This is a genomic window from Neorhizobium tunisiense, from assembly GCF_039631515.1.
Taxonomy (GTDB): domain Bacteria; phylum Pseudomonadota; class Alphaproteobacteria; order Rhizobiales; family Rhizobiaceae; genus Neorhizobium.
On record NZ_JBDIUU010000010.1, the window covers coordinates 123,534 to 148,737 of the forward strand.

The following is a 25,204-nucleotide window of genomic DNA, read 5'->3' on the forward strand; positions in this document are numbered from 1 at the left end:
GATTATTCGGCGTCTTTGCTTTTTGTTCCGAGCTAATTGTTCAGAGGCCGCGCGTGCAAGAATTGACGTCTTCCGGCATTGGGAAACGACTGGTGGCGAGAAAGCTGATCGCGGCGTCGGGCCGGGATCGATCATGTTTCGAAGGGAGCGATATCGAGCATCTGGTTGTTTACCTCGATGCTGATGGTCATCCTCCGGCGACATTGCAGAATGCTTTTCCCTTGATCGCCGTCGCCCTTTCCGAAGAGGGCGAGGCTGACTTGCAGGAGCGTCTGGCGCTACTTGGACCGCTGGGGACGGTCCCCGCGGTTCCCATACAGCGGCTTGATCCCGTAAATAGATCTGACAGTTTTCCGCTCCTGAGGGCGCTGACCGAGGGCGGCGTCGGCCGGCTTGCCCGGTACAGCGCTTCAATCACCTCGGAGCTTGCGATCCTGCGCCGGGAACGTGAAACGCTGATGGAAAACTACCGGGCGCTCGAAGATGCGTTCCAGGCGCGAAACTGGGAGCCGGTTTCGGAGATTTTCTCCCATGATCCCTATTCTGATCCAAAGGACGAGGGGATTGGGCAGCTGCTTTCCGCCGCCTTTGTCGAGCAGCTGCTGCCGGTATCCAGCCTTGGCGTGGCCGGGTTCGCCCTTCACCTGCACTCGGTGCCTAGGACTACCGGGGAGCTTGTCGTCGCATTGAGCTATCTCGAGAGCGGCGAAGGCGTCGCCGAGTGGACCGTCCCTTATGCGCAACTGGTACAGAACTGGAATTTCTTCTCTCTGCCCAGGGCATGCGGAGGGGCCGCGCGTACGCTTCGGCTGAGGATTTCCGCGACCGGACCAGAGACGGTCGGGCTTTCGCTCGGTTATCCGATCGCCGGTGAGCGCTATTCGGCACGGTCGGAACTGCCGCATCCGGATCTCGACCTGCGTCCGCTGGCGTTCAAGGTGTTTACGGGATTGCCTGGGGTCAAGCCCGCCAGAACACCCAACATGATTGCGCCGAGCAGCCTCCTCGAAGGTCAGTACACGATCGACTATCGTCTGGCGGTCAGTACGCTGAGCCAGATCGCGGACGTTTCGGTCACGCCCATCGTCCCGGAATTCCAGACAGTGCGCTTCCTCGAGCATGAGCATGCCGTTGTCTGCCACCCGTTGCCGAGCGGTATATCGGCAGGCGCGGTCAGTCGCGCTATCGAACCCGGAACGGTATCTTTCTCGGCGAGCGCCTTCATCGATCATCCGGAAGGTCAGCCCGCGGCGGTCAGCTTCCTGCTCGCACCGTCGAATTCGAACGCGCGTTCCGAAGTGGCCGAGCTTGCGCGAAAGGGTGCGGCCAAGCCGTCGGCATTCTTCAGCGGATGGCGTGAAGTCAGCTCCCGCGAGGTCGTCAACATCAACATCCAGCTGGACGAGCCGGCGCGGGGGTCAATGGACCTGATGATCCTCAGCCGTGCCGTCACGGATTCGGTCGACTTCTCCTGGCTGAAGGTGTCCGGCTTCCGGATGGTTAAACAATTTACGGAGGCGGCCGATGTCCGGTAACAGGGAGCCTACGGACCTGATTGCCGTGGCCATGCCCCTTTACGGTCACGCGGCACTCGCCCTGGAGGCGATCGAGTCGGTACTTGCCTCGAATCTCAGCAGCTGCCGGATCGTCATTGTCGTCTCGGTCGATGGCGATCCACGGCACGAGACGTTCGATCAACTGCTGCTTTACGCCGCGGCCCATCCCTCCCTCCATGTCGTGTTCGGTCGGAACGCCGGCCCAGGCGGGGCGCGCAATCGCGCCATCGACTTCGTCCTCGAACGCTTTCCGGAGACGAAGGCTGTCTATTTCCTCGACGCCGACAATCGCGTCCTTCCCGGCACCATCGAGACGCTTTACCGGCAGCTCGTTTCCAGTGGCTGCGGGTGGGTTTACACGAATATCGACACATTTTCGGTAAGCTGGCGCGCACACTACGGCAACCGCTATTCGCGACTGGTCCACTGCATCACCGACAACATCTGCGATACGGGATCGATGATCTCGATCGATGTTTTTCAGGAAGGCGTCCGCTTTAACGACGACAGGCAGAACGGTTTCGAGGACTGGGAGTTCTGGCTGTCCTGCATCGAGCACGGTTTCGTCGGCACGCCCTGTCACGACACCATCTTCGAATACAGGCTGAGGGCGGAGAGCCGGTTCAAGGAGGCCAACCGGGACCGCGCCACGTCGGTGAGCTTTCTGCGCAAGCGCCACATGCCCCTGTTCCAGCGCCCGATGCTGGTGGATTTCGAGCATGAGGAGTGCCCGCGTTACCTGTTTGCGCGAACGGAAGACACGGCGATCTCCTTCTTCACCGACCCCACCAAACCACCGACGATACGTCGCCTCGACGACATCATCCCCGCGTTCTGGGGCAATATCGGCGAGCCCGACAACGAACATTTCCCGCCTTTCCTGGTCGCCGGAAGCGGCGCGGCCCTCGACCTTCTGCGGCGTTCGCGCATGCTGCCGAACGTGCTTGCCCATCTCGAGCGGCTGAGCGAGACCAGCAACGTCGTTTTCGTCCAGCTCGCCAACGATGCCACCCAGCGCAAGATCGAGCCGATCGTTCATGGGCCGGGCGCACAGAAAATCGGTCCCGCCGATCTCGTTTTCCTTTCGACCAGGCTCATCCAGGACGTGGTCCAGAACAATGCGGTGGACTGGTTCTCCTCGATCGCAAGCCAGCAGGTATGGCCGACATCCGCCGTTCTGAAAGTGCGCTTCCCCTTTCCAAGAAGCCTCCCGCGGCGTTCTCTCATCACGCCTCAGCAGGTGACGATCAATTGCGTCAACGCGATCGCCACCAGCCCCTTGCGCGAGACGGCGGGCAAGCGCTGGACCTGGCGTCCGGCACGGCTCGTACCCTATACCGATCTCTACAAGGCGCTGCGCAAGGAAGTCGGCGGATCGCCGGTCCTGCCGCTCGGGCATGGCGAGGGCAAGCGGACCGTGGCGCTGCTGGTGCCGAACGCCTCGTTCGGCGGGGCCGAAAAGGTCGTCTATGCGGCCGCCCGGGAATTGAAGGCGGCGGGTTACGAAACTCATCTGTTCGTCCTCGGCACGTCGCGGATGGACGTGATCGATGAATTCGATTCCAGCTTCGACTACATTCACTTCTGGGACGCCGGAATTCCGGCCTGGGGAGGGTCGGGTTCATTCCTGGGACAGGACTTTATCGCCGAGGGGCATTCGGTTGACTGGGAGGCACTGAAGGGACAACTTTCCGGCTTCGATCTGGTCATCAACAACCACGTGATGGCCGTCCATCCCCTCATCGCGCGGCTGCGCGCCGAAGGCACGCGCACCGCCTGCTATCTTCACGTCGTGGACAGCACGGCCTTCAAGAGGCCCGCCGGCCAGCCCTTCGCGGCCATTGCCCACGAGCATTGCTACGATGCTTTCCTGACCTGCTCCGAACAGCTCAAGATCTATCTGCACAGCTACGGCGTCCCGCACGAAAAAGTCTTCGCCGTTGCGAACGGAGCAAGCTTCTCGGTACCGCCCAAGGCCCTGGCGGAGGTTCTGACCGTCAGGCGGATCGAGCGCAAGGGCGACCGCCTGCGGCTTCTCTACATGGGCCGGTTCGACCAGCAGAAGGGTATCGACCGGCTGGCGGCTGTGCTCGCGGAACTGCGGGCGTCCAACGTCGCCTTCGATGCCCGGGCCATCGGAGGCGAAATCCTCGCCGATTCCACCGTCTCCTGGAGCGAGCGGCTGAAGGATCTGGGCGTCGACGTGCGCCCGCCCGTCTTCGCGAGCAAGGATCTGATCAAGGCGCTGGGCTGGGCCGACGTTCTTCTCATGCCTTCACGGTGGGAGGGCGCGCCGCTGATGATCGCCGAGGCGCAGCAGCTCGGCTGCGTGCCCATCGCGACCGAGGTTGGCGCCGTGGACGAGCTTATTTCCGACGGCGAGGACGGCATACTCATCAACGCGCCTTCCGATCCTCAGGTGGTGAGGGAGATGGCTCGGGTCATCGAAGAGGTTGCGCGCAATCGCGAGAGGCTCGCTCCGCTCATGGAGGGCTGCATCAGGACCGCTGCGCGCCGGTCGTGGGCCGCCTCTTTCTCGGGTTTCATCTCGTGGAGCGATCGGTCCGTTAAAAATTCGTCACTGTCCCGCGCCGCGGTCTTTCGCGAGCAAGCGGCGGCAAATCCCGTCGTCGCGGCAGCTGGCTGATGCCGGGCCGCTTCTTTGAAACAGAAAGGTCTAGTTGAATGCGTCCGCGAATTCTCGTGACGGGTATTCCTGGTCACTACACCCGCCTTGCCAACGGCGCCCACGGCCTCTCCGTCTCCTATGCGGAGCGGCAGAAGCAGCCGGAAACGAAGGAAGAGTTTCTGCAGGAGCTGCGCAATATCAGCAATACCGGGAACTACCTTATCGGTGAGGGCGCCCTGCGGGCGCTCGCGCCGCATGCCAAGCAGGTCCCCTTCTGGCACCTCTACAATCTGAGCAAGAGCGGCAGCGGGTTCGACGAATTCAACGCCAATTTCGACATCTGCGTCTTCACCTGCGCCAATCTCCTGCGCAAGGGGCTTTCCGCGGACGCAGAGGCGGATGTCCTGAGCCGGCTCAACATGCCTATCGTCATGCTGGGCATCGGCTTGCAGAACCGCAAGGACCTCGAGAACAATCTCCCGGAGGGAACGAAGCGGCTTCTGGCCGTGCTCAAGGAACGCGAGCACTATTTCCTGACGCGCGGCTACGAGTCCGCCGGCTTCCTGAAAGACCAGGGTTTCTCCTTCGTGCGCCCGACCGGTTGCCCTTCCGTCTATTTCATGCCGGACAACATGCGGCGGTCGATGAAGAAACTGCCGAGCGTCAAGATCGGCAAGGCGAAGACGATCTTTTCAGGCTATCTCGGCGGCAATCAGGATGCGATCCTCGATGCTAATGCGCTGGCCCCGCCGGACACCGTGCCGCAATACGTCGTGCAGGACGAGTTCCTCCACTTCGATATGAAGGTGGAGCCTAACGACGAGGGACGCGTCTATGATTCCGCATCGGGCCTGATGATCGGCGATCTGGCTTATCCCGGTACTGAGCGCGAGAAGCAGCGGTTCGAGGTCCGCACGTTCTTCGACAACAACCAGTGGCGTGGCTGGGCTTCGTCGATGGATTTCAATTTCGGCCGTCGGTTCCACGGCTCGATCATCGCCATGCAGGCGGCCGTACCGAGCCTGATGGTGGCGGTAGACGACCGTATGCGCGAGATGCTGGGCTTCACCGGTCTGCCGGCCGTCGACATCACGGAAGTCGACAAGGCGGAGAACCGCGCCGAGTTCGTGGCCGATCATCTGGCAAAGCTCAACACGAGCGAACTTGTCGACCGGTATTCCGACCGCGAGCGCGCCTTCCGCACCACACTTCGTGAAATAGGCATCGGTCTCTAGCGGCCGAGCATCGTCATCTTTCGGTTCAAAGGATAGTTATGCGTATCTTGCTAACGGGAATTCCATCCTATCTGCAGCGGACGATTGCGGACGTCTCCGGCACGACCGTCATCCATCGGCCCTATTTCGACGAAACAAGGACCAAGAAAGACCTGATCTCGCAGGTCAGGAAGATCGCCAACACCGGCAACTATCTGATCGGCGAAGGGGCGGCCGAGAGCCTGCGCGGTCATGACGTCACCTATCTGCCGTTCTGGCATCTCGCCAACAACCGGGAGTCGAACGAGCTTTACGAGCGTGTGAACCGCGAGTTCGATCTGTGCGTCTTCGCCTCCGCCAATCTGCTACGCCCCGGCTATTCCGCCGATCTTGAAGCGGAAATCTTCGCGAAGCTGAATATGCCGGTCGTGGTGATGGGCATCGGCATCCAGCGCAAGGAAGGCCTCAAGGATCAGCTGCCGGCCGGCACGCTCAAGTTCCTCGATGTGTTGCGGAACAAGGAGAGTTTCTTCCTGACGCGCGGCTACTTCACCGCCGAATTCCTCAGGGAGCAGGGGATGAAGTTCGTCAAGCCGACCGGCTGCCCGTCGCTCTACTTCTCGCCGAACGACATGAAACGGTCGCTTTCGGCGCTTGCCAATCCGGGATTGGCGGAAGCCCAGAAGATCGCCTTCGGCGGCTATCTCGGCAGCGTTGCCGATACGATCGTCGACGCCCACGCGCTGCTCAAGCCCGACAGCGTCGCAAGCTATGTCGTCCAGGACGAAGTGGTTGCCTACAGCCTCTCCCTGACCGGCGACGATAATGGCATCGCCTATGACCGGTCGAGCGGGCGCATCACCGGGGGAACGGAGTACAAGCATTCGGAAAAATGGCAGCGAAAATACGAACTGCTGGTCTATTTCGATACGAACCAGTGGCGCGGGGCGATGTCGGAGCGCGATCTGTGCTTCGGCCGCCGCTTTCACGGCTGCATCATCGGCATGCAGGCCGGCACGCCTGCCCTCATGATCGCAGTCGACGACCGCATGCGGGAGATGCTGGAATTCATCGGCTTCCCCTATATCGAGGCCGCCACCTGGAACAGGGAGGCGGACAAGCGCGCCTATCTCGCCAACTTCCTCGGCAAGATCGACACGCAGGCCGTGATCGACCGTTACTCCGCTTGCGAGGTCAATTTCCGCAATGCCCTCAAGCAAATTGGTCTCTAGGCGTAAATACGGTCGGGTGAGGGCGCGCATGGCTTTGCCTTGCGTGCTCGCGGTACTCTGCCTGCTTGTTCAGGTGCCGGTCGTCGCGAGCGAGACGTCGCCGGGGCGTATCGGAATCAACCGCGTGAACCTTGCCTGGCTTTCGCGCGACGACCAGAAGCGTGTACTGACAGAGATGGCGGCGGGCGGAGTGACCCATGTCCGGCTTTCGCTGTCGAGGCCGGTGAACAAGAGCATAGAGGCCCTTGAGATCGCAGATCGGCTGGGCTTGCGGATACTCCTCGAGATCCAGCTGGGGAACAAGGACTACTATCCGCAGGGCACCCGTCCCCGAAGTGGCTTCGACCGCATCTGGGACGTCTACAGGCTTTCGGACCTCGATCTCGGTCGCTTCCGAGCGGGCCTGCGCGCCGCGCTGCAGGCGATCGACGACAAGGGCATTCGTCTCGATGCGGTCGAGCCTGGAAACGAGATCAACTACAGTGCCTATAACGGCGATCTTCTCGTCTACCGCAAGCCAGGCGGGCGCACGCCGCGAAACGTCGCCGAGATTGCGGACCGGGACGCATTTGAGCGGGGGCTCGATATCTATGTCGAGGCCGTGAGGATCGCGCGCGAGGAATTGCGGGCAACGATGCATAGCCGTGGCGCAGCGGTCGTCTCCGCCGGCCTTTCCGACGTCGGCGTCGGCGAGGCCGACGGGCGCGGCATGGAGCGGCTCGATCCCGGCGAGGTGGTCTCGCTGCTCCGCGAAAAGGGCATAGACGATGTGGTCGATGCCTATGGCATCCACGTCTATCCCGGCCGCAAGCGTGACGCTGCTCTCATGAGGGACGTGACGGCTTTGCTCGACTTTTGTCAGCCCCAGGGCACCGGCAGGCCGTGCTGGGTGACCGAATGGGGGATCGCCAACACGGCGCGCGCCTGCCCGATCGACGACCGGGAACGGGAAGGCGCAATTCGTGCCGTGCGCGGCGCCTTCGCTCAGCTGATGGAAGAGAAAAGGCTGGAGGCCGCCTTCTACTACGACTGGGACACGCAACCCGCCTACAGCGTCTGGCGTTGCGGTGCGCTGAGCCCGGCGGGCGCGGCAGCGATCGCGCCGACGTCCGAAGGAGCCCCGGCGCGATGACCGCAAAGACGGGCCTGGCAGCAGCAACCGGAGACACCGCATGAAGGGCATCATTCTGGCGGGCGGCAGTGGCACGCGCCTCTATCCCGTGACGATTTCGGTTTCGAAACAGCTACTTCCCGTTCACGACAAGCCGATGATCTACTATCCGCTCGGCACCCTCATGCTGGCCGGCATCCGCGATATCCTGGTGATCACGCTGCCGCGGGACAAGCCGCTGTTCGAGGGTTTGCTCGGTGACGGGAGTGCGCTCGGCCTTTCGATCACCTACGCCGAGCAGCCGCAGCCGAACGGATTGGCGGAAGCCTTCGTCATCGGTCGCGAATTTGTCGGAGACAGCCCGGTCGCGCTCATCCTGGGCGACAACATCTTCTACGGGGCGGGCCTGGCCGAGATCTGCCGTGATGCCGCCGCCCAAAAAACCGGGGCAACGATCTTTGCCTACCACGTGGACGAACCGAGCCGCTACGGCGTGGCCAGCTTCAATGCCGTCACCGGCAGGGCGGAGTCGATCGAGGAAAAACCGGTGGCACCGCGGTCGAACTGGGCGGTCACCGGCCTCTACTTCTACGACAACGACGTGCTTGACATCGCGGCCTCGGTCCTGCCGTCCGGGCGGGGCGAATTGGAGATCACCGACGTCAACCGAGCCTATCTCGACCGCGGCGACCTTCATGTCCGCCGTCTTGGGCGTGGTTACGCATGGCTCGATACGGGCACGCATGAGAGCCTGCACGACGCTGCATCGTTCGTGCGCACGATCGAGTGCCGGCAGGGCGTGAAGATCATGTGCCCGGAAGAAATCGCCTATGAACTCGGATATCTGTCGGCGGACGAGGTTCTGGCCCGCGCCGACACGATGGGAAAAACCGACTACGCCGCCTATCTCCGGCGGCGCATCAGGGAACTCGCGGATGCTTGAGATCCGCCGTCTTGGTTTCGAGGATGTCCTCGAACTGACGCCCCGCAGGTTCGACGATGGACGTGGTTTCTTCGTCGAAACCTATAACGCAGGGATATTGGCTGCGAACGGCATAGAGACGACGTTCGTACAGGACAATCATTCCTACTCTGCCCATGCGGGTACCTTGCGCGGACTGCACTATCAGCTGCCGCCGCGGGCCCAGGCAAAGCTCGTCAGGGTTGTCCGTGGGCGCGCGTTCGACGTCGTGGTCGATGTGCGCCGGGGCTCGGCCACGTTCGCGAGATGGCTGGGGATCGAACTCTCCGCCGTGACCGGCAACCAGATTCTGGTGCCGGCGGGCTTCGCGCATGGCTTCGTCACGCTGGAGCCGGATACCGAGGTCCTGTACAAGGTGAGCGATTTCTACTCGCCTGACCATGACCGGGCTATCCGCTTCGATGATCCCGAAATCGCCATAGATTGGCCTGTCGATCTCGGTCGCGTGCGAATGTCTGCGAAGGACGAGAATGCACCGCTTTTGGCGAATGCAGCGGTTTTCGAAGGGACTGTGTAATGGGGACCGCGGGCGGGCGCATTCTTGTCACCGGCGGTGCAGGCTTCATCGGTTCCGCGGTCTGCCGCCATCTGGTGGCAGGCGCGGCCGAACGTGTCGTCAACGTCGATAAGCTGACCTATGCGGGCAATCTCGGCTCCTTGCAAATGTTGGAGACGCAGCCGAATTACGTGCACTATCGCACAGACATTGGCGACGAGCAGGCTATGCTTGAGATAATGCGCCACGAAAAGATCGACGCGGTGATGCACCTTGCGGCCGAAAGTCATGTCGATCGCTCGATCGATGGGCCGGACGTCTTCGTCGAGACGAACATTGTCGGTACCGTTCGCCTGCTTAACGCGGCGCTTGCCTATCGGCGCGAGCTTAGGACGGAAGCGCGCGGGCGTTTCCGGTTCCATCATGTTTCGACGGATGAGGTGTTCGGGGACCTGCCCTTCGATGGGAGCGTGTTTTCTGAAGATACGGCCTATGCCCCGTCGTCACCCTATGCGGCCTCGAAGGCCGCTTCGGATCATCTCGTGCGCGCGTGGGCTCACACCTACGGCTTGCCCGTCGTGCTGTCCAACTGCTCCAACAACTTCGGTCCGTATCAGTTTCCCGAGAAACTGATACCGCTCACGATCCTCAACGCCCTCGAGGAGAAGCCGCTGCCGGTCTATGGCACCGGCGCGAATGTGCGGGACTGGCTGCATGTGGAGGACCACGCGCGGGCGTTGGAACTGGTGATAAGGCAAGGCAGACCGGGGGAAAGCTACAATATCGGCGCACGTGCCGAGCGCAGCAATCTTGCCGTTGTCGAGGGCATCTGCGATCGTCTCGACGTCCGGCGACCGCGCGGGCAGGGCAGAAGCTACCGGGATCTGATAACGTTCGTCCCCGACCGGCCGGGCCATGATCGCCGCTATGCCATCGATCCCTCAAAGATCGAGCGAGAGCTTGGGTGGAGGCCTCAGGTGGGGTTCGAAGACGGGATGAACATGACCGTGGACTGGTATCTGGCCAATCGTTGGTGGTGGGAGCCGATCCGGCACTTGCGTTATCCGGGCATGCGTCTCGGCGAATGTTCGCGGCGCTCGGCGTGAGGATTGCCGTAACCGGCACAGGGGGACAGGTCGCTCTGAGCCTGATGGAGCGGGCAGGGCGGCTGCCCAACGTCGAGGTGTTCACTCTAGGGCGCCCCGAACTCGATCTGGCCCGGCCAGAGACCATCTGGCCAGCGCTGGCATCTTCGCGCCCCGACCTTGTCGTTTCAGCCGCGGCTTACACCGCCGTCGATCGGGCCGAGGATGAAGCGGAACTGGCCTATAGGATCAATGGTACAGGCGCCGGAGCAGTCGCCGAGGCGGCGACCCGTCTCGGAGTGCCGATCGTCCATCTGTCGACCGACTACGTTTTCGACGGAAGCAAGCAGGACGGTTACCATGAGACGGACACGCCGGCGCCGCTCAATGTCTACGGCGCTTCCAAGCTTGCTGGCGAAATCGTAGTGGCAGCGGTGGCGCCCCGTCATTTCATCCTGCGGACGAGCTGGGTCTACAGCCCGTTCGGGACGAACTTTGTAAAGACCATGCTGCGGTTGGCGAGTGAACGCAAGGAAATCGCAGTCGTTGCGGACCAGCTGGGCAACCCATCGGCGGCACTCGATATTGCCGATGCTATTCTGCGCGTCGCCGTTGCCATGGGAGAGGGTGCGGCATACGGGACCTATCATCTCGCGGGAACCGGCACGACCTCATGGGCGGACTTCGCGCGCCGTGCGTTCGCCGCAAGCCGCGCCAGTGGGGGGGCATGGGCGGAGGTCCGTGACATAAAAGCCTCCGAATTTGCTGCGCGGGCACCCCGCCCGTTGAATACGCAACTGTCCAGCACCAAATTCGCTTCGACATTCGGCTGGACTATGCCGCATTGGCAGCAGTCCCTCGACGAGGTCGTAGGACGGATCGTCCGGGACGCCGCGAGTGTAAACGCGGTCGCCACGTTATGAAAACAGTTCACGGAACAGGAGCGGGCCAGCCTCCTCTTCTGCAAGAGCGGCGCGGTTAGCGGCCTCGCGCAGCGACTGGAAGTTTACCTGGTCCTCGACCCTGGTCCCGCCGAGCCGCAGCGCCACGGATATCTGGCGTTCCTGCCCGGCTGCAAAAGTGGTCTCGCCGATCTGCGTGCGGATGCGCTCGCAGATCTCTCTGGTATTTTCTGTCGTCGCGCCCGGCAGATAGATTCCGAGTTCGTCGGAGGCGAGGCGAGCGACGAGATCGCCATAGCGCACAGAAGATTGCACGATCCGGACAAGCGATTGAAGCAGCGTGTCTGCCCATTGCGGGCCATAGCGGCGGCCGATTTCATCGAGATTGCCGACCCTCAGAACGAGCATGATACCGTCCGGGCTTTCCCCATCGGGCACGCGCCTGCGGTCCATCGCATGCTCGACCGAGGTCGCAAATGCATTGGCGCTTAGAGTACCCGTAACGGGATCATGGTTCAGTGCATGCCGGAGTTGCTTCTGGATCTCACGAAACGCTTCGTTGCGCAGACAAATCGTCAATAGAAGCGGAAATGCGACAACGGCCGATACCAGGGCGACGACCGTCAATCCCACCCAGAGCGGACGCTCCTGGAAAATCAGGCTCATTATGTAAGCGACCGCGATCGCTCCGGCTGCGCAGGCGAGGGCACCAAACGCTGCGATCCTGAGATGAGGGACGATCGTGGCTCGATGGGGACGAGGTTGAAAGAACATCGGTTGGCGGACCTGTTCCAGTGGTCGTTTTCGTTGATGGATTCGATTAAAATATCAGGTGGCTGGATCGGATGGAATGGTTCAAACACACACCATCTTGACGTTCGCATTTGTCTCGACTCTTCACGTTGCTCTTGCCAATCCGTGCTCCACCAGCCGGCTGATGATTTCCGGATAGCTGATTCCGCTTGCCTCCATCGCTTTGGAATACATGCTGATATCGGTAAAGCCCGGAATGGTGTTCACCTCGTTGACGACGAAGCGCATGTCTTCCGTCAGGAAGAAATCGACGCGGGCCATGCCGTCGCAGCCAAGGGCGCGGAAGGCGCGGGCGGCCATGTCGCGGATCTTGGCTTCGACATCAGCGGGAAGCTCGGCGGGCACTTTCAGCGTTGCGCCATTCTCATCGATATATTTGGCGTTGTAGCTGTAGAAGCCGTGGCTTTCGGCGGGTGCGATCTCGCCGGGGCGGGAGACGAAGAGGCCGCCTTTGACATCTTCCAGCACGCTGCATTCGATCTCGCGCCCGGCGATGAATTCCTCGGCGATGAGCTTGCGGTCATGGCTGAAAGCCTCTGATAGAGCCGGGGCGAATTCCTGGCTGCCCGAGACCTTGCGCACGCCGACCGAGGAGCCCTGGCGGGCCGGCTTGATGAAGAGCGGCAGGCCGAGCGTGCCTTCCAGCGTTTCGAGCGCCGGCGGCGCTGCCTGATCGAGCGTCACCGAGCGGGCGACCGGCAGGCCGGCCGCCTTCAGGAGCTGCTTGGCGATATCCTTGTCGAGCGCGGTTGCCGAGCCCAGAATGCCGCAGCCGGCAAGCGGCACGCGCGCCACCTGGCAGAGGCCCTGAACGGCGCCGTCTTCCCCATGCAGACCATGCAGCACCGGGAAGACGATGTCGATCCTGCCGGCCTCGGTGGCTTTCCCATCCAGTGCGATCGCCAGCAGGCGCCCACGCCCGCCGGGCACGAGGCAGAGTTCGGTGCCGGTCTCCGGCTTCTCAAGTTCGCCGCCGGTCATGCGGCTCTGCAGCCAGAGGCCTTCGCGGGTGACGAAGACCGGCAGGGCGTCATATTTTTCCGGGTCGAGCGCGCGCATCACATTGGTCGCCGACATGACGGATACGTCATGCTCGCTGGAGCGGCCGCCGAAAAGCACGGCGATGCGCAGCCTGGATGGGGAAGGGCTCATGAAAAATCTCCTTGAGAACAACAAAAGCTTTAGAAGCCGACGGCGATGCCTCTGTTGGCGAAGAAGCGGTCGAACGTGGCAAGCGGCAGGGTGACATCGGCCTGGCTGGCGCGGTCATGGCCGGAGGGATTGTGGAAGCGGACGCTCTCCTCATCGGCTGCCGTCACAAGCACCAGATGGCCGCCCTTGCCAGGCGGCTCGCGCTCCGGCCAGCGGATGGCGCTGCTGACCGAGGCGATGAAGAAGCTCTTGTCTGCGAGGATCTCGGGAATGGTTTGCGCCTGCACCTGTGTCCTCACATCGGCCGAAAGCCCGAAGCGTTCACGCACGAAGGTCACGAAGGGGGCATAGATCAGCCCCTTGATCGAGGCATCGGCCTCATTGACGACATAGCCGCCATAGCTGGTGCAGGCGCGCGCCAGAGACAGGATCGGATGCGCCTCGCCGCGGGCGGCCAGGATCATCTTCAGGCAGGCCATGCCGCAGATATTCACCGCCCAGCGGGCATATTCCTCAATCGTCTCGGCGCCGGAATTTTTCCACCTGACATCGCGGTGCAGGGCGGCGGCACCTTCGGCCAGCACCGGCAGGGTCATCTCGGGTGACTCCCACTGGCTGAAATAGGGCACGTCGAGCTTTGCTTGGTTCATGTCTTCTCCGTCAGGCACTGCGATGGGGATTCCCGCTTGAAAGTGGCTCAATCTAAATGCAGTTTGATGGCGATATGAAGATCCACTTTGCTCTCGGCGCATGGGCCACTTGAACCGACCATGGGGAAGTTTGATGACACCGACGAGAAGACGCGAAGGGCCATCGGCTTCTTTCCGGCCCACGATCGATCCGTCGTCTTCAGCGCCATTGCCGCGCCAGCTCTATCTCTCGCTGCGCAACGCCATCACCGAACGGCGGCTGACCGGCGGGCAGCGGCTGCCCTCGACGCGGCTTGCCTCGGCGGAATGGGCGATCTCGCGCGGCGTCATTGCCGAGGCGTATGAGATCCTGATGTCAGAGGGTTTTGCCGTCGCCCGCCACGGCTCCGGTACCTATATCGCCTCGTCCTTTCCCGAGGGTGCGGCACGCGTCGATCCCCTGGGTGCTGCCAGCACACAGCCGATCCGCCGCGGTGTATCGGCCGCTGCGACCGCGATCCTCACGCGCGGGCCGAGCCTCGAGCCTCAGAAGGCCCTGCCATTTGTCACCGGCCGCATCGCCCATGACGAGCGCACGGCGCGGCTTTTGAACCGCATCGCCGTCAGGCATATGAACTATGCTTTCGAAGGCTATGGCGATATCCAGGGCGAAAAGGCGCTGAGGGTCGCGATCAGCGCCCATCTCGCAGTCTCGCGCGGCGTGCGCTGCAGCCCGGAGCAGATCTTCATCACGGCGGGCACGCAGCAGGCGCTCGACCTTGCCTTCCGCGTGCTGATGACGCCTGGCGATACGGCCGTCGTCGAAGATCCGTGCTATCCGCCAGCCCGGCAATGCCTGGCGCTGAACGGTATCGAAATCGTCGGTCTACCGGTCGACCAAGATGGAATCGATATCGCGCGGCTGCTCGACGGCACGCTGCCGCCGCCCGCCGCTTTCTACGTGACGCCCTCCAACCAGTATCCGGTCGGCTCTGTCCTCTCGCTCCCACGTCGTCTCGGGCTGCTCTCTTATGCCGAAGAGAACGACTGCTGGATCATCGAGGATGATTACGACAGCGAATTCCGCTATCAGGGCCACCCGATCGCCTCGCTGCACGGTCTCGATAAGGCGGGCCGCGTTCTCTACACCGGCACTTTCAGCAAGGCGCTGCTGCCGAGCCTGCGCATCGGCTATCTCGTCATCCCCGCCGATCTCGTGCCCGCCTTCCGCGCCGTGCGCCCCGCCGTCGACCGCTGCCCGCCGAGCTTCCAGCAGCGGGTGATCGCCGATTTTCTGGAGGAGGGGTATTTCCCGGCGCATCTGCGGCGCTTGCGGGAGCGGCTTCAGGCCTCACGCGACATGCTGGCGGGGTTTCTGGGGGAGCGGTTGGCCGAACATGTCACGGTGCTGCTGCCGGATCAGGGGATCAACCTTACGGTCAGGAGTACGGGCAGCTGGGACGATGACACCGCCGTTTCTGCTGCGGCGCTGAGGAAGGGCGTCGTGGTGATGCCGCTGTCGCGAATGAACGTGGTCTCTGCGGATGGGTCGCGGCTGCTGCTCGGGTTCTCAGGGCTTTCGGAGAAGGAGGCTGATATGGGGACGCGGTTGCTTGCGGAGGTTTTCGAACGCAAGGAATTCGTCGGCGGCTAGAATCAACTCAGGGGGAAATTTGGCTTTGCGTTCCGCGAACGTGAGAGGCCGATCCAAATAGAAGGACCAGGTCTTCTCTGAAAGGTTGCCTTGATAGGTCCCCGCGCAGGCGCGGGGCCTTCGCCTGTACGCCTTATATATTCAGGCCGTGCTCAGGCAGATACCACCTAAATAGCTGTAAGATATGCATCTCCCGCCCAATATCGCTATAAAAATATCAGTTGACATATTACGTGGGATATTGAACGTTTGGGAGCACCTGCTGGGATAGGCTCCGATGAAAATTCTTGTTCTCAATCCGAACAGTTCCGTAAAAGTGACCGAGGCGATTTCGGCGAGTATTGCACCGCTACGTGCGGTGACGGCTCACACGATCGTTTGTGATCGTCTTCCCAAGGCCCCGATCGGCATCGAAACGGATGAGGATGTGTTGTTCGTCGCGCCGATGGTCGTCGAGGCGATCGTTTCCAGTGATGCGGATGCGTTTGTGGTTGCGTGCTTTTCCGACCCGGGAGTTGTGGCTTCGCGGGCGGCGATAAACCGGCCGGTGATTGGCATTGCGGAGGCTGCCTACTATGCTGCCCTTCAGCTCGCGCCACGGTTTGGCGTTGTCTCGCTCGGAACGTCGTCGGTCGCACGTCATGCGTCCCATATCGAACGGCTCGGCCTGACCGCGCGTCTCGCAGCCGATCGGTCGGTCAACATGTCGGTGGCCGAAGCGAACGATCTAAACCTTGCCGGTCCATCGGTCGCGCTGACCGCCAAAGTCATGGCGGAGACAGACGGCGCTGGCGTGGTGATCCTTGGATGCGCCGGCATGGGCGGTCATCGTCCTCTCTTGCAGCAGGAACTGGGCGTGCCTGTCGTCGATCCCGTACAGGCAGCAGTTGCTGCCGCGATCAACGCGCTCGACCTTAACTATTTTGCGAAGGGTTGATCCGATGGAACTCGTCGTCAAAGGCCGGGTGGTCGTGCCGGATGGCATCCTCGAAAACGGCTGGGTCGCAATTTCCGGCGGTCGGATAGCCGCCGTCGGAACCGGCGACGCTCCGGCGGCCGCGAGGCTGGACGATCGCGGCAACGCACTGATCCTTCCGGGCGCTGTAGACGGGCAAACCCATGCGACAAGCTACAAGGGCTTGGCCGGGATCGCGGATACCACGCGGTCGGCAATCGCGGGCGGCGTTACCACGTTGGTCGACATGCCTTACGACAACCCGGAGCCGCTCGACCGGCCGGATCGTCTTGTCGCCAAGATCGCCGCGATTGCCGCTCATTCGCACGCGGATATGGCGCTTTATGGGACGGCGACCCGCGAGACGGGCACTGCCAATCTGGCGGCACTGATCGAAGGTGGTGTTGTCGCGTTCAAGATCTCGTCGTTTGAAAGCAATCCGGTGCGGTTCCCGCGGATCGGCGAGGATCTCGCGCTCGATCTTATGGAAGCTCTGGCTCCGACGTCCATTCCGCTCGGGCTGCACAATGAGGATCAGGAGATTGTCATGGCCCGCATCGCGACAGCGAAGGCGGCGGGTCAAAACGGGATTGTCGCGCACGCGCGAGCGCGGCCGGAAGCGGCCGAATTGGCAGCGACCGGTCAGTTCCTTGCCCTTGGCCTTTCAAGCGGCGCGCATGTCCATCCCGTCCACCTGACGACGGAAGCAGGTTTCCGGTTGACCGGAGCGGTGGCCGGACTGGGTGCTGCTGCGACCGGAGAGCTCTGCATCCATTATCTCTGGCTGGATGCCGCGCGCGACGGTGACCGGCTTGGTGCGCGGATGAAAGTGAACCCGCCCATCCGCTCAGCCGCGATTGATGGGTTGTGGCGGGCGATTTCCGATGACCTCGTTGCCTTCGTTTCCTCCGACCATTCCAGCTGGCCGATCGACAACAAGCTGACGGACTCGATTTTCGATGCCGGCGCCGGCGTTCCGGGCCTGGAGACGCTGGTTCCCGCCTTCTTCACCGCCGCCGAGGCGCGCGGCCTCGATGCCGCTCGTCTGACCGCGGAGTATCTAGCCAGGAGACCGGCCCGCTTCTTCGGGATCGATGACCGAAAGGGCGCGATCACCGTGGGCTGCGATGCCGACCTGATCGCGCTCGAACAGGGTTCCTTTGTCTGGGACGAGGCGGCCTCCCATGACGGCCTGAACTGGAGCCCCTTCCACGGGGAGAGGTTTACCGTCAGCGTCGCCGCAACCTGGTTGCGCGGACAACTCGTCTGGGACGGGGAAGACATTCTCAACAGCCCCGGAGCCGGTCGTTTTGTGCCGCGCTCCACAGCCGGCTGGTTTGGGCCCGGGAAGGACTGACAATGGCACTTCTCACGGAAAAGGCGCGTGGCGTCTTCGTGATCTCGGTCACGCCGTTCAAGGATGATGGATCCCTTGACCTCGACAGCCTCGATCGGGTGACGGATTTCTACCTCTCCGCCGGGGCCGATGGCCTGACTGTTCTCGGCATGATGGGCGAAGCGCCCAAGCTGACGGGTGCCGAGTCCCGTCAGGTGATCCAGCGTGTCATTTCGCGCGCGCAGGGCAAGCCGGTCGTGGTCGGCGTCTCGTCGCCCGGTCTCGCGGCGCTCGCCGAGGTCAGCCACGAGGCGATGGCACAGGGTGCTGCCGGCGTGATGATCGCGCCGCCGATGAGCTTGCGTACGGACGCGCAGATCCTGAACTACTATCGCCAGGCCTGCGCCTTCCTCGGCGAGGACGTGCCGGTCGTACTTCAGGACTTTCCGCTGGCGACGACGGTGCAGATCAGCGACGAGCTTCTCGGGCGCCTGATCGACGACCTGCCGCAGATCGTCATGCTCAAGCATGAGGACTGGCCAGGCCTGTCGAAAATCTCGAAGCTTCGCGACGCGGAGAAGAAGGGTCGTCGGCGTATCTCGGTGCTTTGCGGCAATGGCGGCGTCTTCCTGCCTGAAGAGGTCGCGCGCGGCGCCGATGGCGCCATGACCGGCTTCGGTTTCCCGGAAATGCTGGTGCGGGTCACCGATCTGGCAGGCCGCGGCGAGATGGATCGCGCCCAGGACCTCTTCGATGCCTATCTGCCGCTCGTCCGGTACGAACAGCAGCCCGGCGTCGGGCTTGCCGTCCGCAAATACGTGCTCGCCAAGCGCGGCGCCATTGCCTCGGCCGCGCAACGCCAGCCGGGCGCTCAACTGGATGCACTGGCGCAGGCAGAAGTGGAGCGGCTGCTTCGCCGCCAGGAAAAACGTCTCGTGGAGCTGGGCTGACGGATCACGGATCTACCGGACGCAAAGCGCTGCGGAACCTCCAGGGACCAATTTTCTAAACCGGAATGCGAAAATACCAGGAAGTGCAGACCAACCAAAAAAGGGGAATGACACAATGAAGAAAACACTGAGCTTCGCTTTCCTTGCCATGATGGCCACCTCCGCGCTGGCGGAGCCGACCATCAACAAGGGCAAGATTTCCTTCGCCGCCGACTTTGCCGCGGCGCCGAACCAGTTTATCCGTCCCGATGGCCAGAATGATGGCCTCAACGTGGACATGTGCGGCGAGATCGGCAAACGCCTCGGCCAGCAGGTCGAATGGACCAACCTTGCATTTCCGGGCCTCGTCCCCGGCCTGCAGGCCAAGCGGTTCGACAGCCTCTGCACGGCGATCTTCATCAATCCGGATCGTCTGAAGATCATGAACATGATCGCATACGTCCAGTGGGGCGAGGGCCTGATGGTGCCGAAGGGCAATCCGGGCGGCATTTCGTGCGAAGGCAAGATCGGTATGCCGGCGAGCTACAATGCCTGCTTCGACGGTCTGGCCGGCAAGGTCGTTTCGGTCGCCGCCGGCGGCACAACCAACAAGAACCTCCAAGCCCAGAGCGATCGCCTTGTCGCCGCCGGAAAGAAGGCGATCGACATCCGCGCGTTCGACTCCAATTCGGAAGCCATCCAGGCAGCCGCGACCAAGCAGGTCGATGCGGCATACCTGAACGACCCGCAGGCGGCCTACTACATCTCCACGAGCAAGGCGCCCTTCGAGATGGCCTTCACCGGCAACGCGGCCAACCGCCTTGCGATCACCACGCTGAAGGACAATACCGAGCTGGCGACGATGATCGTCAAGGCACTGGAAGCGATGCGAGCGGACGGTACCTACAAAAAGATCGTCGACAAATGGGGTGTCGCTCCGGTCGATGCCTTCGTGCTCAACCCGCAATGATCTGACATAGGTTGACTGTGCAGTTCTCGGTAGAGACATTCCTGCATTACCTGACCCAGCCACGGTTTGCCACCGTGGCTGGCGTCACCCTACTGGTCGCGATCGCAGCGCAGGCGATCGGAACCGTCATAGGGCTCATCCTGGCCCTCTGCGCCCTGTCGCGACACAGAGCCTTGCGGATATTCTCCGGGACCTGGGTATGGCTGTGGCGCGGCACGCCGCCGCTGGTACAGCTCTTCCTGCTCTATTTCGGCCTGCCCCAGCTCGGCATCCGGCTCGGGGTGCTGGAGGCTGGGCTTATCGGCCTGGGTTGCTACTCGGGCGCCTACATGTCCGAAATCATTCGCGCTGCCATGCAGAGCGTACCACCCGACCAGATGCAGGCGGCGCGCGCCATGGGCATGAGCTGGCTGGGCGCGATGATCCACGTGATCCTGCCGCAATCGGTGCGGCTGATCCTGCCGCCGTTCGGCAATGAATTTTCTTCCATGATGCGCACCACCTCGCTTCTTTCGGTGATTTCCTTCAGCGAGCTTCTACGCGTCACGCGAACGGCGATCAACGAAACCTACGCTGTCATCGAGCTCTATGCCGTTGCCGCCTTCTGGTACCTGCTGATGTATTCCGCCTGGATCATCGTGCAGCGCCAGCTCGAGCGCTACGCCGCAGCCGGCAGCGTCAAACGAAACATGACCAACGTCGCGATCCCGGCGACCAAGGTTTGAGACACTCGCATTCCGGAGAAACTGAAATGAAGACCGTTGTTCTATTCGGTGTCGGCGCCATGGGCGGGCGGCTGCTGCGGGTACTCGAAGCGGACTATCCGTCCGTCGAGATAGTTGCGGCCGTCGATACCGATGCCGCCAAGATCGGCCAGACGCTTGCCGACGTGACGGGCTACAAGCGTTTTGGCGGCGTCAGGATCGCCGGCGACCTCGCAACGGCGCTTGCCGGCCATCCGAAAAAGCCGGATGTGCTCGTGCATATGACTGAATCCAAGCCCCACCTTATCAAGGATCAGTTGCTTGCCGCCCTGAATGCCGGCCTCAATGTGGTGTCGGCTGCCGAATCCATGTTCTATCCCGGCCTTCGCTATGGCGAGTTCGCGGAGGCGCTGGACAGCGCGGCGCGCGCCAACGGTGTTTCGATCACCGGCACTGGCATCAATCCAGGCTTTTCCTACGACGTGCTTCCGCTTGTGCTGGCGCGCGGCACCAGCGCGGTGACACGCCTGACCATCCATCGCTGCATCGACGTCACCGGCACGGGGCCGGGGGATATCGAGCACGTGGGCTACGGCCTGACGCCGGAGGAATTCAACCGCCGCGTCGCCGATGGTCGCGTCGAGGGGCACATGGGCGCGCCGGAATCGCTGACGCGGATCGCGGATGCCCTCAACCTCGAGATCGACGAGATTACCGAGGCATGGGATCTGGAAACGGCCGATTTCGAAGTCGACAGCGGGGACCCGACGCTGGGCGTCCTGCCGCCCGGCCGCGTCATCGGCATCACCCAGCGTGCCAAGGCGCTGCATCAGGGCAGGGAAGTGCTGAGCACTTCGCTTGCAATGTATTATCAGCCGGAAAAGTTCAACCTCGTCGAGGAGGACCGGATCGAGATCGACGGTGCCATGCCTGTCAAAATGTCGATCAAGCCCGCCATGCAGTCGCTGTTCGGCGCAGCCAACATCATGGCCAACACGATCGTGCCGCTGGCCGATGCCGAGCCCGGTCTCGTGTCTCCGTTGGACCTTCCGACGGGCGGCACCGTACGCAGTGTTGCGCGCTACACGGTCGATCCTTCGCGCCAGGCCAAGCCCGGTTACCTGCCGGTGACGAGAAGGGTCTGATTTCGTGGGCTTCGACGCTGGCATATTCCTGGATATCCTACCGTCGCCTCTGCTGCTGAAGGCAGCCTGGGTAACGATCTGGGTTGCCGTCGTCGCCCAGACGATCGGAACGTTCCTTGGCTTCGTTCTGGCGGGCATGCTGGCGGCGCCCAAGGTGATGCGCTGGCCGGCGCTAGGCTTCATCTGGGTATTCAAGGGCACGCCGCTTTTGGCGCAGATCCTGTTCTTCTATTCTGCACTGCCACAGATGGGCGTTCCGTTGAGCCTGATCGCGACCGGACTGCTGTCGCTCGGCCTGAACGAGGGTGCCCGCATGGCCGATATCGTGCGCGGCGGCCTGATGTCCGTCTCGCGCGACCAGCGCGAGGCAGGCCTGGCGCTGGGACTTCATCCCTGGCAGATCTTCCTCAAGGTGGTGTTCCCGCAGGCGATCCGGGCGATCGTACCGCCGCTCGGCAATAATTTCAGCTACATGATCAAGGCCACGTCGCTGCTCGCGGCCATCTCCTTCGCCGAGCTTCTGCGTGTCTCCCAGCAACTCGCCCAAGCGACCACCCGTTCGCTGGAAGTCTACCTGGCCGTCGCGCTCTGGTATCTCGTCATCCTGACGATCTGGACGCTGATCCAGCACCGGATAGAAAAGGCGGTCGCGCTGAAGACCTCCAGCCAGGTATCCGCACCGCCGCCGATCGTCGAGCGCAGCGTGGTACGAGCGGACCTGGGACCAGATGCGCCTTCCCGCCTCCATCCGGTGCTTGAGGCCCGCAATCTCAGCCGCAGCTTCGGACCGGTCAAAGGGCTGGACGATGTCTCGCTTTCCGTCGGCAAGGGCGAAGTCGTGGTCATTCTCGGACCGTCGGGGTCGGGCAAGAGCACGTTGCTGCGCGCGCTGAACTGGATCGAGCCAGCGGACAGCGGCGACGTGCTGCTGAATGGCGAAAGCCTGCCATGGGCCGACGCGGCGCACCATATCCCGCGACCGGAGCGTATGCTCGACAGGCGTCGCCGGCGCCTCGGCATGGTGTTCCAGAGCTTCGCCCTGTTTCCGACCATGACGGCGCAGCAGAACGTAGCCCTCGGCCCACGCAGGCTTCTCGGTATTGCCAAGGCGGAAGCGCTGGCTGCTGCGGACGAGCTGCTCGACAAGGTCGGTCTTGGTGACAAGGCGCAATCCTATCCCGTGGAACTGTCCGGCGGGCAGCGCCAGCGCGTCGCCATTGCCCGGGCATTGTCGATGAAGCCGGATGCCCTGCTTTTCGATGAACCCACGTCCGCGCTGGACCCGGAATCGACCGGAGGCGTGCTGGCTGTGATGGCCGACTTGGCGAGGCAGGGTTTGACGATGGTGATCGTCACCCACGAGATCGGCTTTGCCCGACGAATCGCCGACCGCATCGTCTATATGGAGCGCGGGCGGCTTTTGATGGATCTGCCGTGCGAGCAGGCTTTCGGCGATGAAGCGCCGGATTACTTCCGCGCCTTTCTGTCTCGCGAATAGTGAGGGATAAGCCATGTGGAATTGCTTGCCGGTAAGGAACTCTGTCTACCCGTTGTGCTTTGGACGTGCATATCTGCTCGGGCAATCGCTGGATTGCAGACCGAAAAGCCGAATTACATCTAGGAGAATGCATGGGTGAGGTAACCGCGATCAGGAAGAGGCGGCGCGTGGTGCAGCAGGCAAAGCCGGCCTCGCTGACCGAACAGGTCTACGATGCGCTGCGAACCCAGATTCTGACATGCGTCATCCGGCCGGGTCAGGAATTGAACGAGGCCGAAGTCGCGGAACGCTTCGACATATCCAAGACGCCGGCCCGCGAGGCATTGGCAGCCTTGCGGCAGGAGGGACTGGTCAGGTCCTTTCCGCGCCGTGGTTATCAGGTCACGCCGATCACTTTTGCGGACATGGACGAACTGTTCGACGTGCGAACCATCCTGGAAGCGGGAGCGGCCGAACTCGCCTGTACGAAGCTGACGCCGGAGCAGATAGATCGCCTGAATTCCCTTGCCGATGCGACCTACAATCAGGGCGAGGAGCTCAGCCTGGCTCCGTTCATAAGGTCCAACCGGGAGTTCCATCTGGCAATTGCGGAAGCGACCGGCAATGGCCGGCTCGTCCAGCTCCTCACTCACCAGATCGATGCGCTGGAACGCTTCTTCTATCTCGGCGCGCAGTTGCGGGATGTGAACAACGAAACCAACGTCTCCCACCACCAGATCGTGGAAACCCTGGCCCGCCGTGACAAGGCGGCGGCGCGGGAAATCATGATCCGTCACAACGAGCAGACCCGCCAGGGTCTATTCCAGGCGCTGGCGACGGGGCGGGGATACGACTTGATCAACCTCTAGCGCCGGAACATCCGGTGCAGAACCCAGGAAAGCGCGGGCACTAAGGTCCCGCATAGACAGGAATGATGATGGAAGTCGGGTCATTGTGGGAGGCGATCACGCCATCCGCACCCAAATGCGCAAAGTTGACGGGAGCGATCACCGCCGATGTCGTGGTGGTGGGCGCAGGTTACCTTGGCCTTTCATCCGCCCTGCATGCAGCCGAGGCCGGTCTCGATGTCGTCGTGCTTGAAAGCCATCAGCCCGGCTTCGGCGCGTCCGGTCGCAACACCGGCTTTGTGGTGCCGAGCCTCAAGACATCGCTGGGGCCTTCCGAGGTCGTTGCGGCACTTGGCGCCGATCATGCGGAGCGTCTGCTGAAACTCGTTGCCGGGTCCGGCAGGGCGGTGTTCGACCTTATTGCGCGTCACGGCATCGAATGCGACCCAGTCCAGAACGGTTGGTTACAGCCTGCACATTGCCGCGCAGCGGAAGAGACGCTGCATGCCCGCATTCCGCCGCTGCTGGCAGCCGGCGTGGATGCCGAGTGGCTGGATCGCAATGCCATGCTGAAGCGTACGGGGCTGCCTTCTTTACATGGTGGAATTCGGGTGGCGTCCGGCGGACAAATCACGCCGCTGGCCTATGCGCACGGGCTTGCGCGCGCGGCCATATCGGCAGGCGTGCGAATGTTCGGTGAGAGTCCGGCAAAGGGCATCGAGCCAGATGGGCAGGGTTGGCGCGTAATGACTGCAGGCGGTGAAGTCCGCGCCCGCCGCGTGCTCATGGCCACTAACGCCCTCATCGGCAACCTGCTGCCGGAATTGCGCGCGTCGATCATACCAGCCCGTGTTTTCCAGATCGCCACCCAGCCGCTGCCCCGGGCTCTTCGCGCGACCCTGTTGCCGGATATGGCGCCGGTCGCAGATACGCGTCGTCACACATTCGCATTGCGCTGGTCTCCGGACGGACGGCTGGTCACGGGAGGAATGGTGCCGCCGCTGCCCGGACGCATGGCGTTGGCCCGCAGGCTCTTCGCAAACCGATTGCGCAGCATAGTCCCCGATCTGCCGGAGATCAGGGTGGACTATTCGTGGACCGGGATCATCGCCGGGACGCTGGATTTCCTGCCGCGAATGATGCGCCTCAAGCCTGGCCTGGACGCGGTGATCGGCTGCAACGGCCGTGGCGTGGCGTTAACCACGGCTCTGGGACGTGAGATCGGCCCCTGGCTTGCCGGACAGGTCGCTGACGCGGATCTGACATTGCCGCTGACACCGCCGCGCCCGATCCCCTTCAGTCGCATATCCGGACTTGGACCACACCTCATCCTTCCAATCTGGGAGGCGCGAGACGCTTTCGAAGCGCGGTTCCGATAGGGCCGC

22 protein-coding genes are annotated in these 25,204 nt (G+C 62.5%); 19 read left to right on the forward strand and 3 right to left on the reverse strand.

Going from position 1 to position 25,204, the window contains the following annotated elements; translation table 11 throughout:
• Positions 1-53: 53 nt before the first annotated feature.
• The 9 genes from ABCW43_RS25310 to rfbD are packed head-to-tail and all read left to right on the forward strand — an operon-like array spanning position 54 to position 11,228.
• Positions 54-1,535: a DUF6212 domain-containing protein gene (locus tag ABCW43_RS25310; RefSeq protein ID WP_345929607.1), complete on the forward strand. Its 1,482-nt coding sequence runs from the start codon at positions 54-56 to the stop codon at positions 1,533-1,535.
• Positions 1,525-4,203, forward strand: a complete 2,679-nt coding sequence (locus ABCW43_RS25315) for a glycosyltransferase (RefSeq protein WP_345929608.1) — start codon at positions 1,525-1,527, stop codon at positions 4,201-4,203. Before ABCW43_RS25310 ends, ABCW43_RS25315 begins: the two co-directional genes overlap by 11 nt.
• 38 nt (positions 4,204-4,241) lie before the next feature.
• The gene (locus ABCW43_RS25320; protein WP_345929610.1) at positions 4,242-5,420 is read left to right on the forward strand and encodes a polysaccharide pyruvyl transferase family protein; all 1,179 of its coding nucleotides are present in this window, start codon (positions 4,242-4,244) and stop codon (positions 5,418-5,420) included.
• Positions 5,421-5,458: 38 nt separating this feature from the next.
• A complete protein-coding gene (locus ABCW43_RS25325) occupies positions 5,459-6,631 on the forward strand; it encodes a galactoglucan pyruvyltransferase (RefSeq protein ID WP_345929612.1) in 1,173 nt (390 codons plus the stop codon).
• Positions 6,632-6,659: 28 nt separating this feature from the next.
• Positions 6,660-7,763 (forward strand): glycoside hydrolase, encoded by a 1,104-nt coding sequence (locus ABCW43_RS25330; RefSeq protein WP_345929614.1) that lies wholly within the window; start codon positions 6,660-6,662, stop codon positions 7,761-7,763.
• A 40-nt stretch (positions 7,764-7,803) separates the two neighbouring features.
• The gene (gene rfbA, locus ABCW43_RS25335) at positions 7,804-8,685 is read left to right on the forward strand and encodes a glucose-1-phosphate thymidylyltransferase RfbA (RefSeq protein WP_345929616.1); all 882 of its coding nucleotides are present in this window, start codon (positions 7,804-7,806) and stop codon (positions 8,683-8,685) included.
• Positions 8,678-9,241, forward strand: coding sequence for a dTDP-4-dehydrorhamnose 3,5-epimerase (gene rfbC, locus ABCW43_RS25340; RefSeq protein ID WP_345929618.1), 564 nt, complete (start codon positions 8,678-8,680; stop codon positions 9,239-9,241). The genes rfbA and rfbC overlap by 8 nt, the downstream gene beginning before the upstream one ends.
• Positions 9,241-10,326: a dTDP-glucose 4,6-dehydratase gene (gene rfbB / locus ABCW43_RS25345; protein WP_345929620.1), complete on the forward strand. Its 1,086-nt coding sequence runs from the start codon at positions 9,241-9,243 to the stop codon at positions 10,324-10,326. The genes rfbC and rfbB overlap by 1 nt, the downstream gene beginning before the upstream one ends.
• Complete coding sequence (gene rfbD / locus ABCW43_RS25350; protein ID WP_345929622.1) at positions 10,323-11,228, forward strand: dTDP-4-dehydrorhamnose reductase; 906 nt, start codon at positions 10,323-10,325, stop codon at positions 11,226-11,228. The genes rfbB and rfbD overlap by 4 nt, the downstream gene beginning before the upstream one ends.
• Here rfbD and ABCW43_RS25355 read toward each other — a convergent pair.
• The 3 genes from ABCW43_RS25355 to ABCW43_RS25365 form a co-directional block, all read right to left on the reverse strand.
• A complete protein-coding gene (locus tag ABCW43_RS25355) occupies positions 11,223-11,873 on the reverse strand; it encodes a GGDEF domain-containing protein (protein ID WP_345929624.1) in 651 nt (216 codons plus the stop codon). The two genes, rfbD and ABCW43_RS25355, sit on opposite strands and share 6 nt — an antisense overlap.
• Positions 11,874-12,104: 231 nt before the next feature.
• Entirely contained in the window at positions 12,105-13,172 is a 1,068-nt protein-coding gene (locus ABCW43_RS25360; protein WP_345929626.1) for a D-alanine--D-alanine ligase family protein, read from the reverse strand.
• Positions 13,173-13,201: 29 nt separating this feature from the next.
• On the reverse strand, positions 13,202-13,822 hold the full coding sequence (locus tag ABCW43_RS25365; RefSeq protein WP_345929628.1) for a cysteine peptidase family C39 domain-containing protein: 621 nt from the start codon (positions 13,820-13,822) through the stop codon (positions 13,202-13,204).
• A 133-nt stretch (positions 13,823-13,955) separates the two neighbouring features.
• Here ABCW43_RS25365 and pdxR point away from each other — a divergent pair, with 133 nt between their 5' ends.
• From pdxR to ABCW43_RS25415, 10 genes are all read left to right on the forward strand, one after another.
• Positions 13,956-15,455, forward strand: a complete 1,500-nt coding sequence (pdxR, locus tag ABCW43_RS25370; protein WP_345929630.1) for a MocR-like pyridoxine biosynthesis transcription factor PdxR — start codon at positions 13,956-13,958, stop codon at positions 15,453-15,455.
• Between the two features lie 277 nt (positions 15,456-15,732).
• Positions 15,733-16,392 carry an aspartate/glutamate racemase family protein gene (locus ABCW43_RS25375; protein WP_345929632.1) on the forward strand — a complete coding sequence of 220 codons (660 nt, stop codon included), beginning with the start codon at positions 15,733-15,735 and terminating at the stop codon, positions 16,390-16,392.
• A gap of 4 nt (positions 16,393-16,396) precedes the next feature.
• Entirely contained in the window at positions 16,397-17,767 is a 1,371-nt protein-coding gene (locus ABCW43_RS25380; protein ID WP_345929875.1) for a dihydroorotase, read from the forward strand.
• Between the two features lie 2 nt (positions 17,768-17,769).
• Positions 17,770-18,696, forward strand: a complete 927-nt coding sequence (locus ABCW43_RS25385; RefSeq protein WP_345929634.1) for a dihydrodipicolinate synthase family protein — start codon at positions 17,770-17,772, stop codon at positions 18,694-18,696.
• Positions 18,697-18,811: 115 nt separating this feature from the next.
• Entirely contained in the window at positions 18,812-19,645 is an 834-nt protein-coding gene (locus ABCW43_RS25390; protein ID WP_345929636.1) for an ABC transporter substrate-binding protein, read from the forward strand.
• Between the two features lie 17 nt (positions 19,646-19,662).
• Positions 19,663-20,370: an amino acid ABC transporter permease gene (locus tag ABCW43_RS25395; RefSeq protein WP_345929877.1), complete on the forward strand. Its 708-nt coding sequence runs from the start codon at positions 19,663-19,665 to the stop codon at positions 20,368-20,370.
• A gap of 26 nt (positions 20,371-20,396) precedes the next feature.
• Positions 20,397-21,494, forward strand: coding sequence for an NAD(P)H-dependent amine dehydrogenase family protein (locus tag ABCW43_RS25400; protein ID WP_345929638.1), 1,098 nt, complete (start codon positions 20,397-20,399; stop codon positions 21,492-21,494).
• Positions 21,495-21,498: 4 nt separating this feature from the next.
• Complete coding sequence (locus ABCW43_RS25405) at positions 21,499-22,992, forward strand: amino acid ABC transporter permease/ATP-binding protein (RefSeq protein ID WP_345929640.1); 1,494 nt, start codon at positions 21,499-21,501, stop codon at positions 22,990-22,992.
• A gap of 131 nt (positions 22,993-23,123) precedes the next feature.
• Positions 23,124-23,840, forward strand: a complete 717-nt coding sequence (locus tag ABCW43_RS25410) for a GntR family transcriptional regulator (protein ID WP_345929642.1) — start codon at positions 23,124-23,126, stop codon at positions 23,838-23,840.
• Positions 23,841-23,902: 62 nt separating this feature from the next.
• Complete coding sequence (locus ABCW43_RS25415) at positions 23,903-25,198, forward strand: NAD(P)/FAD-dependent oxidoreductase (RefSeq protein WP_345929644.1); 1,296 nt, start codon at positions 23,903-23,905, stop codon at positions 25,196-25,198.
• Positions 25,199-25,204: the final 6 nt, after the last annotated feature.

Excerpts from the sequence above, each read along its gene's own strand:
- ABCW43_RS25315 (WP_345929608.1), top strand. The coding sequence starts at position 1,525 with ATGTCCGGTAACAGGGAGCCTACGGACCTGATTGCCGTGGCCATGCCC.
- ABCW43_RS25320 (WP_345929610.1), top strand. The coding sequence starts at position 4,242 with ATGCGTCCGCGAATTCTCGTGACGGGTATTCCTGGTCACTACACCCGC.
- ABCW43_RS25325 (WP_345929612.1), top strand. The coding sequence starts at position 5,459 with ATGCGTATCTTGCTAACGGGAATTCCATCCTATCTGCAGCGGACGATT.
- ABCW43_RS25330 (WP_345929614.1), top strand. The coding sequence starts at position 6,660 with ATGGCTTTGCCTTGCGTGCTCGCGGTACTCTGCCTGCTTGTTCAGGTG.
- rfbA (WP_345929616.1), top strand. The coding sequence starts at position 7,804 with ATGAAGGGCATCATTCTGGCGGGCGGCAGTGGCACGCGCCTCTATCCC.
- rfbC (WP_345929618.1), top strand. The coding sequence starts at position 8,678 with ATGCTTGAGATCCGCCGTCTTGGTTTCGAGGATGTCCTCGAACTGACG.
- rfbB (WP_345929620.1), top strand. The coding sequence starts at position 9,241 with ATGGGGACCGCGGGCGGGCGCATTCTTGTCACCGGCGGTGCAGGCTTC.
- ABCW43_RS25355 (WP_345929624.1), bottom strand. The coding sequence starts at position 11,873 with ATGAGCCTGATTTTCCAGGAGCGTCCGCTCTGGGTGGGATTGACGGTC.
- ABCW43_RS25360 (WP_345929626.1), bottom strand. The coding sequence starts at position 13,172 with ATGAGCCCTTCCCCATCCAGGCTGCGCATCGCCGTGCTTTTCGGCGGC.
- ABCW43_RS25365 (WP_345929628.1), bottom strand. The coding sequence starts at position 13,822 with ATGAACCAAGCAAAGCTCGACGTGCCCTATTTCAGCCAGTGGGAGTCA.
- pdxR (WP_345929630.1), top strand. The coding sequence starts at position 13,956 with ATGACACCGACGAGAAGACGCGAAGGGCCATCGGCTTCTTTCCGGCCC.
- ABCW43_RS25375 (WP_345929632.1), top strand. The coding sequence starts at position 15,733 with ATGAAAATTCTTGTTCTCAATCCGAACAGTTCCGTAAAAGTGACCGAG.
- ABCW43_RS25380 (WP_345929875.1), top strand. The coding sequence starts at position 16,397 with ATGGAACTCGTCGTCAAAGGCCGGGTGGTCGTGCCGGATGGCATCCTC.
- ABCW43_RS25385 (WP_345929634.1), top strand. The coding sequence starts at position 17,770 with ATGGCACTTCTCACGGAAAAGGCGCGTGGCGTCTTCGTGATCTCGGTC.
- ABCW43_RS25390 (WP_345929636.1), top strand. The coding sequence starts at position 18,812 with ATGAAGAAAACACTGAGCTTCGCTTTCCTTGCCATGATGGCCACCTCC.
- ABCW43_RS25400 (WP_345929638.1), top strand. The coding sequence starts at position 20,397 with ATGAAGACCGTTGTTCTATTCGGTGTCGGCGCCATGGGCGGGCGGCTG.
- ABCW43_RS25410 (WP_345929642.1), top strand. The coding sequence starts at position 23,124 with ATGGGTGAGGTAACCGCGATCAGGAAGAGGCGGCGCGTGGTGCAGCAG.
- ABCW43_RS25415 (WP_345929644.1), top strand. The coding sequence starts at position 23,903 with ATGATGATGGAAGTCGGGTCATTGTGGGAGGCGATCACGCCATCCGCA.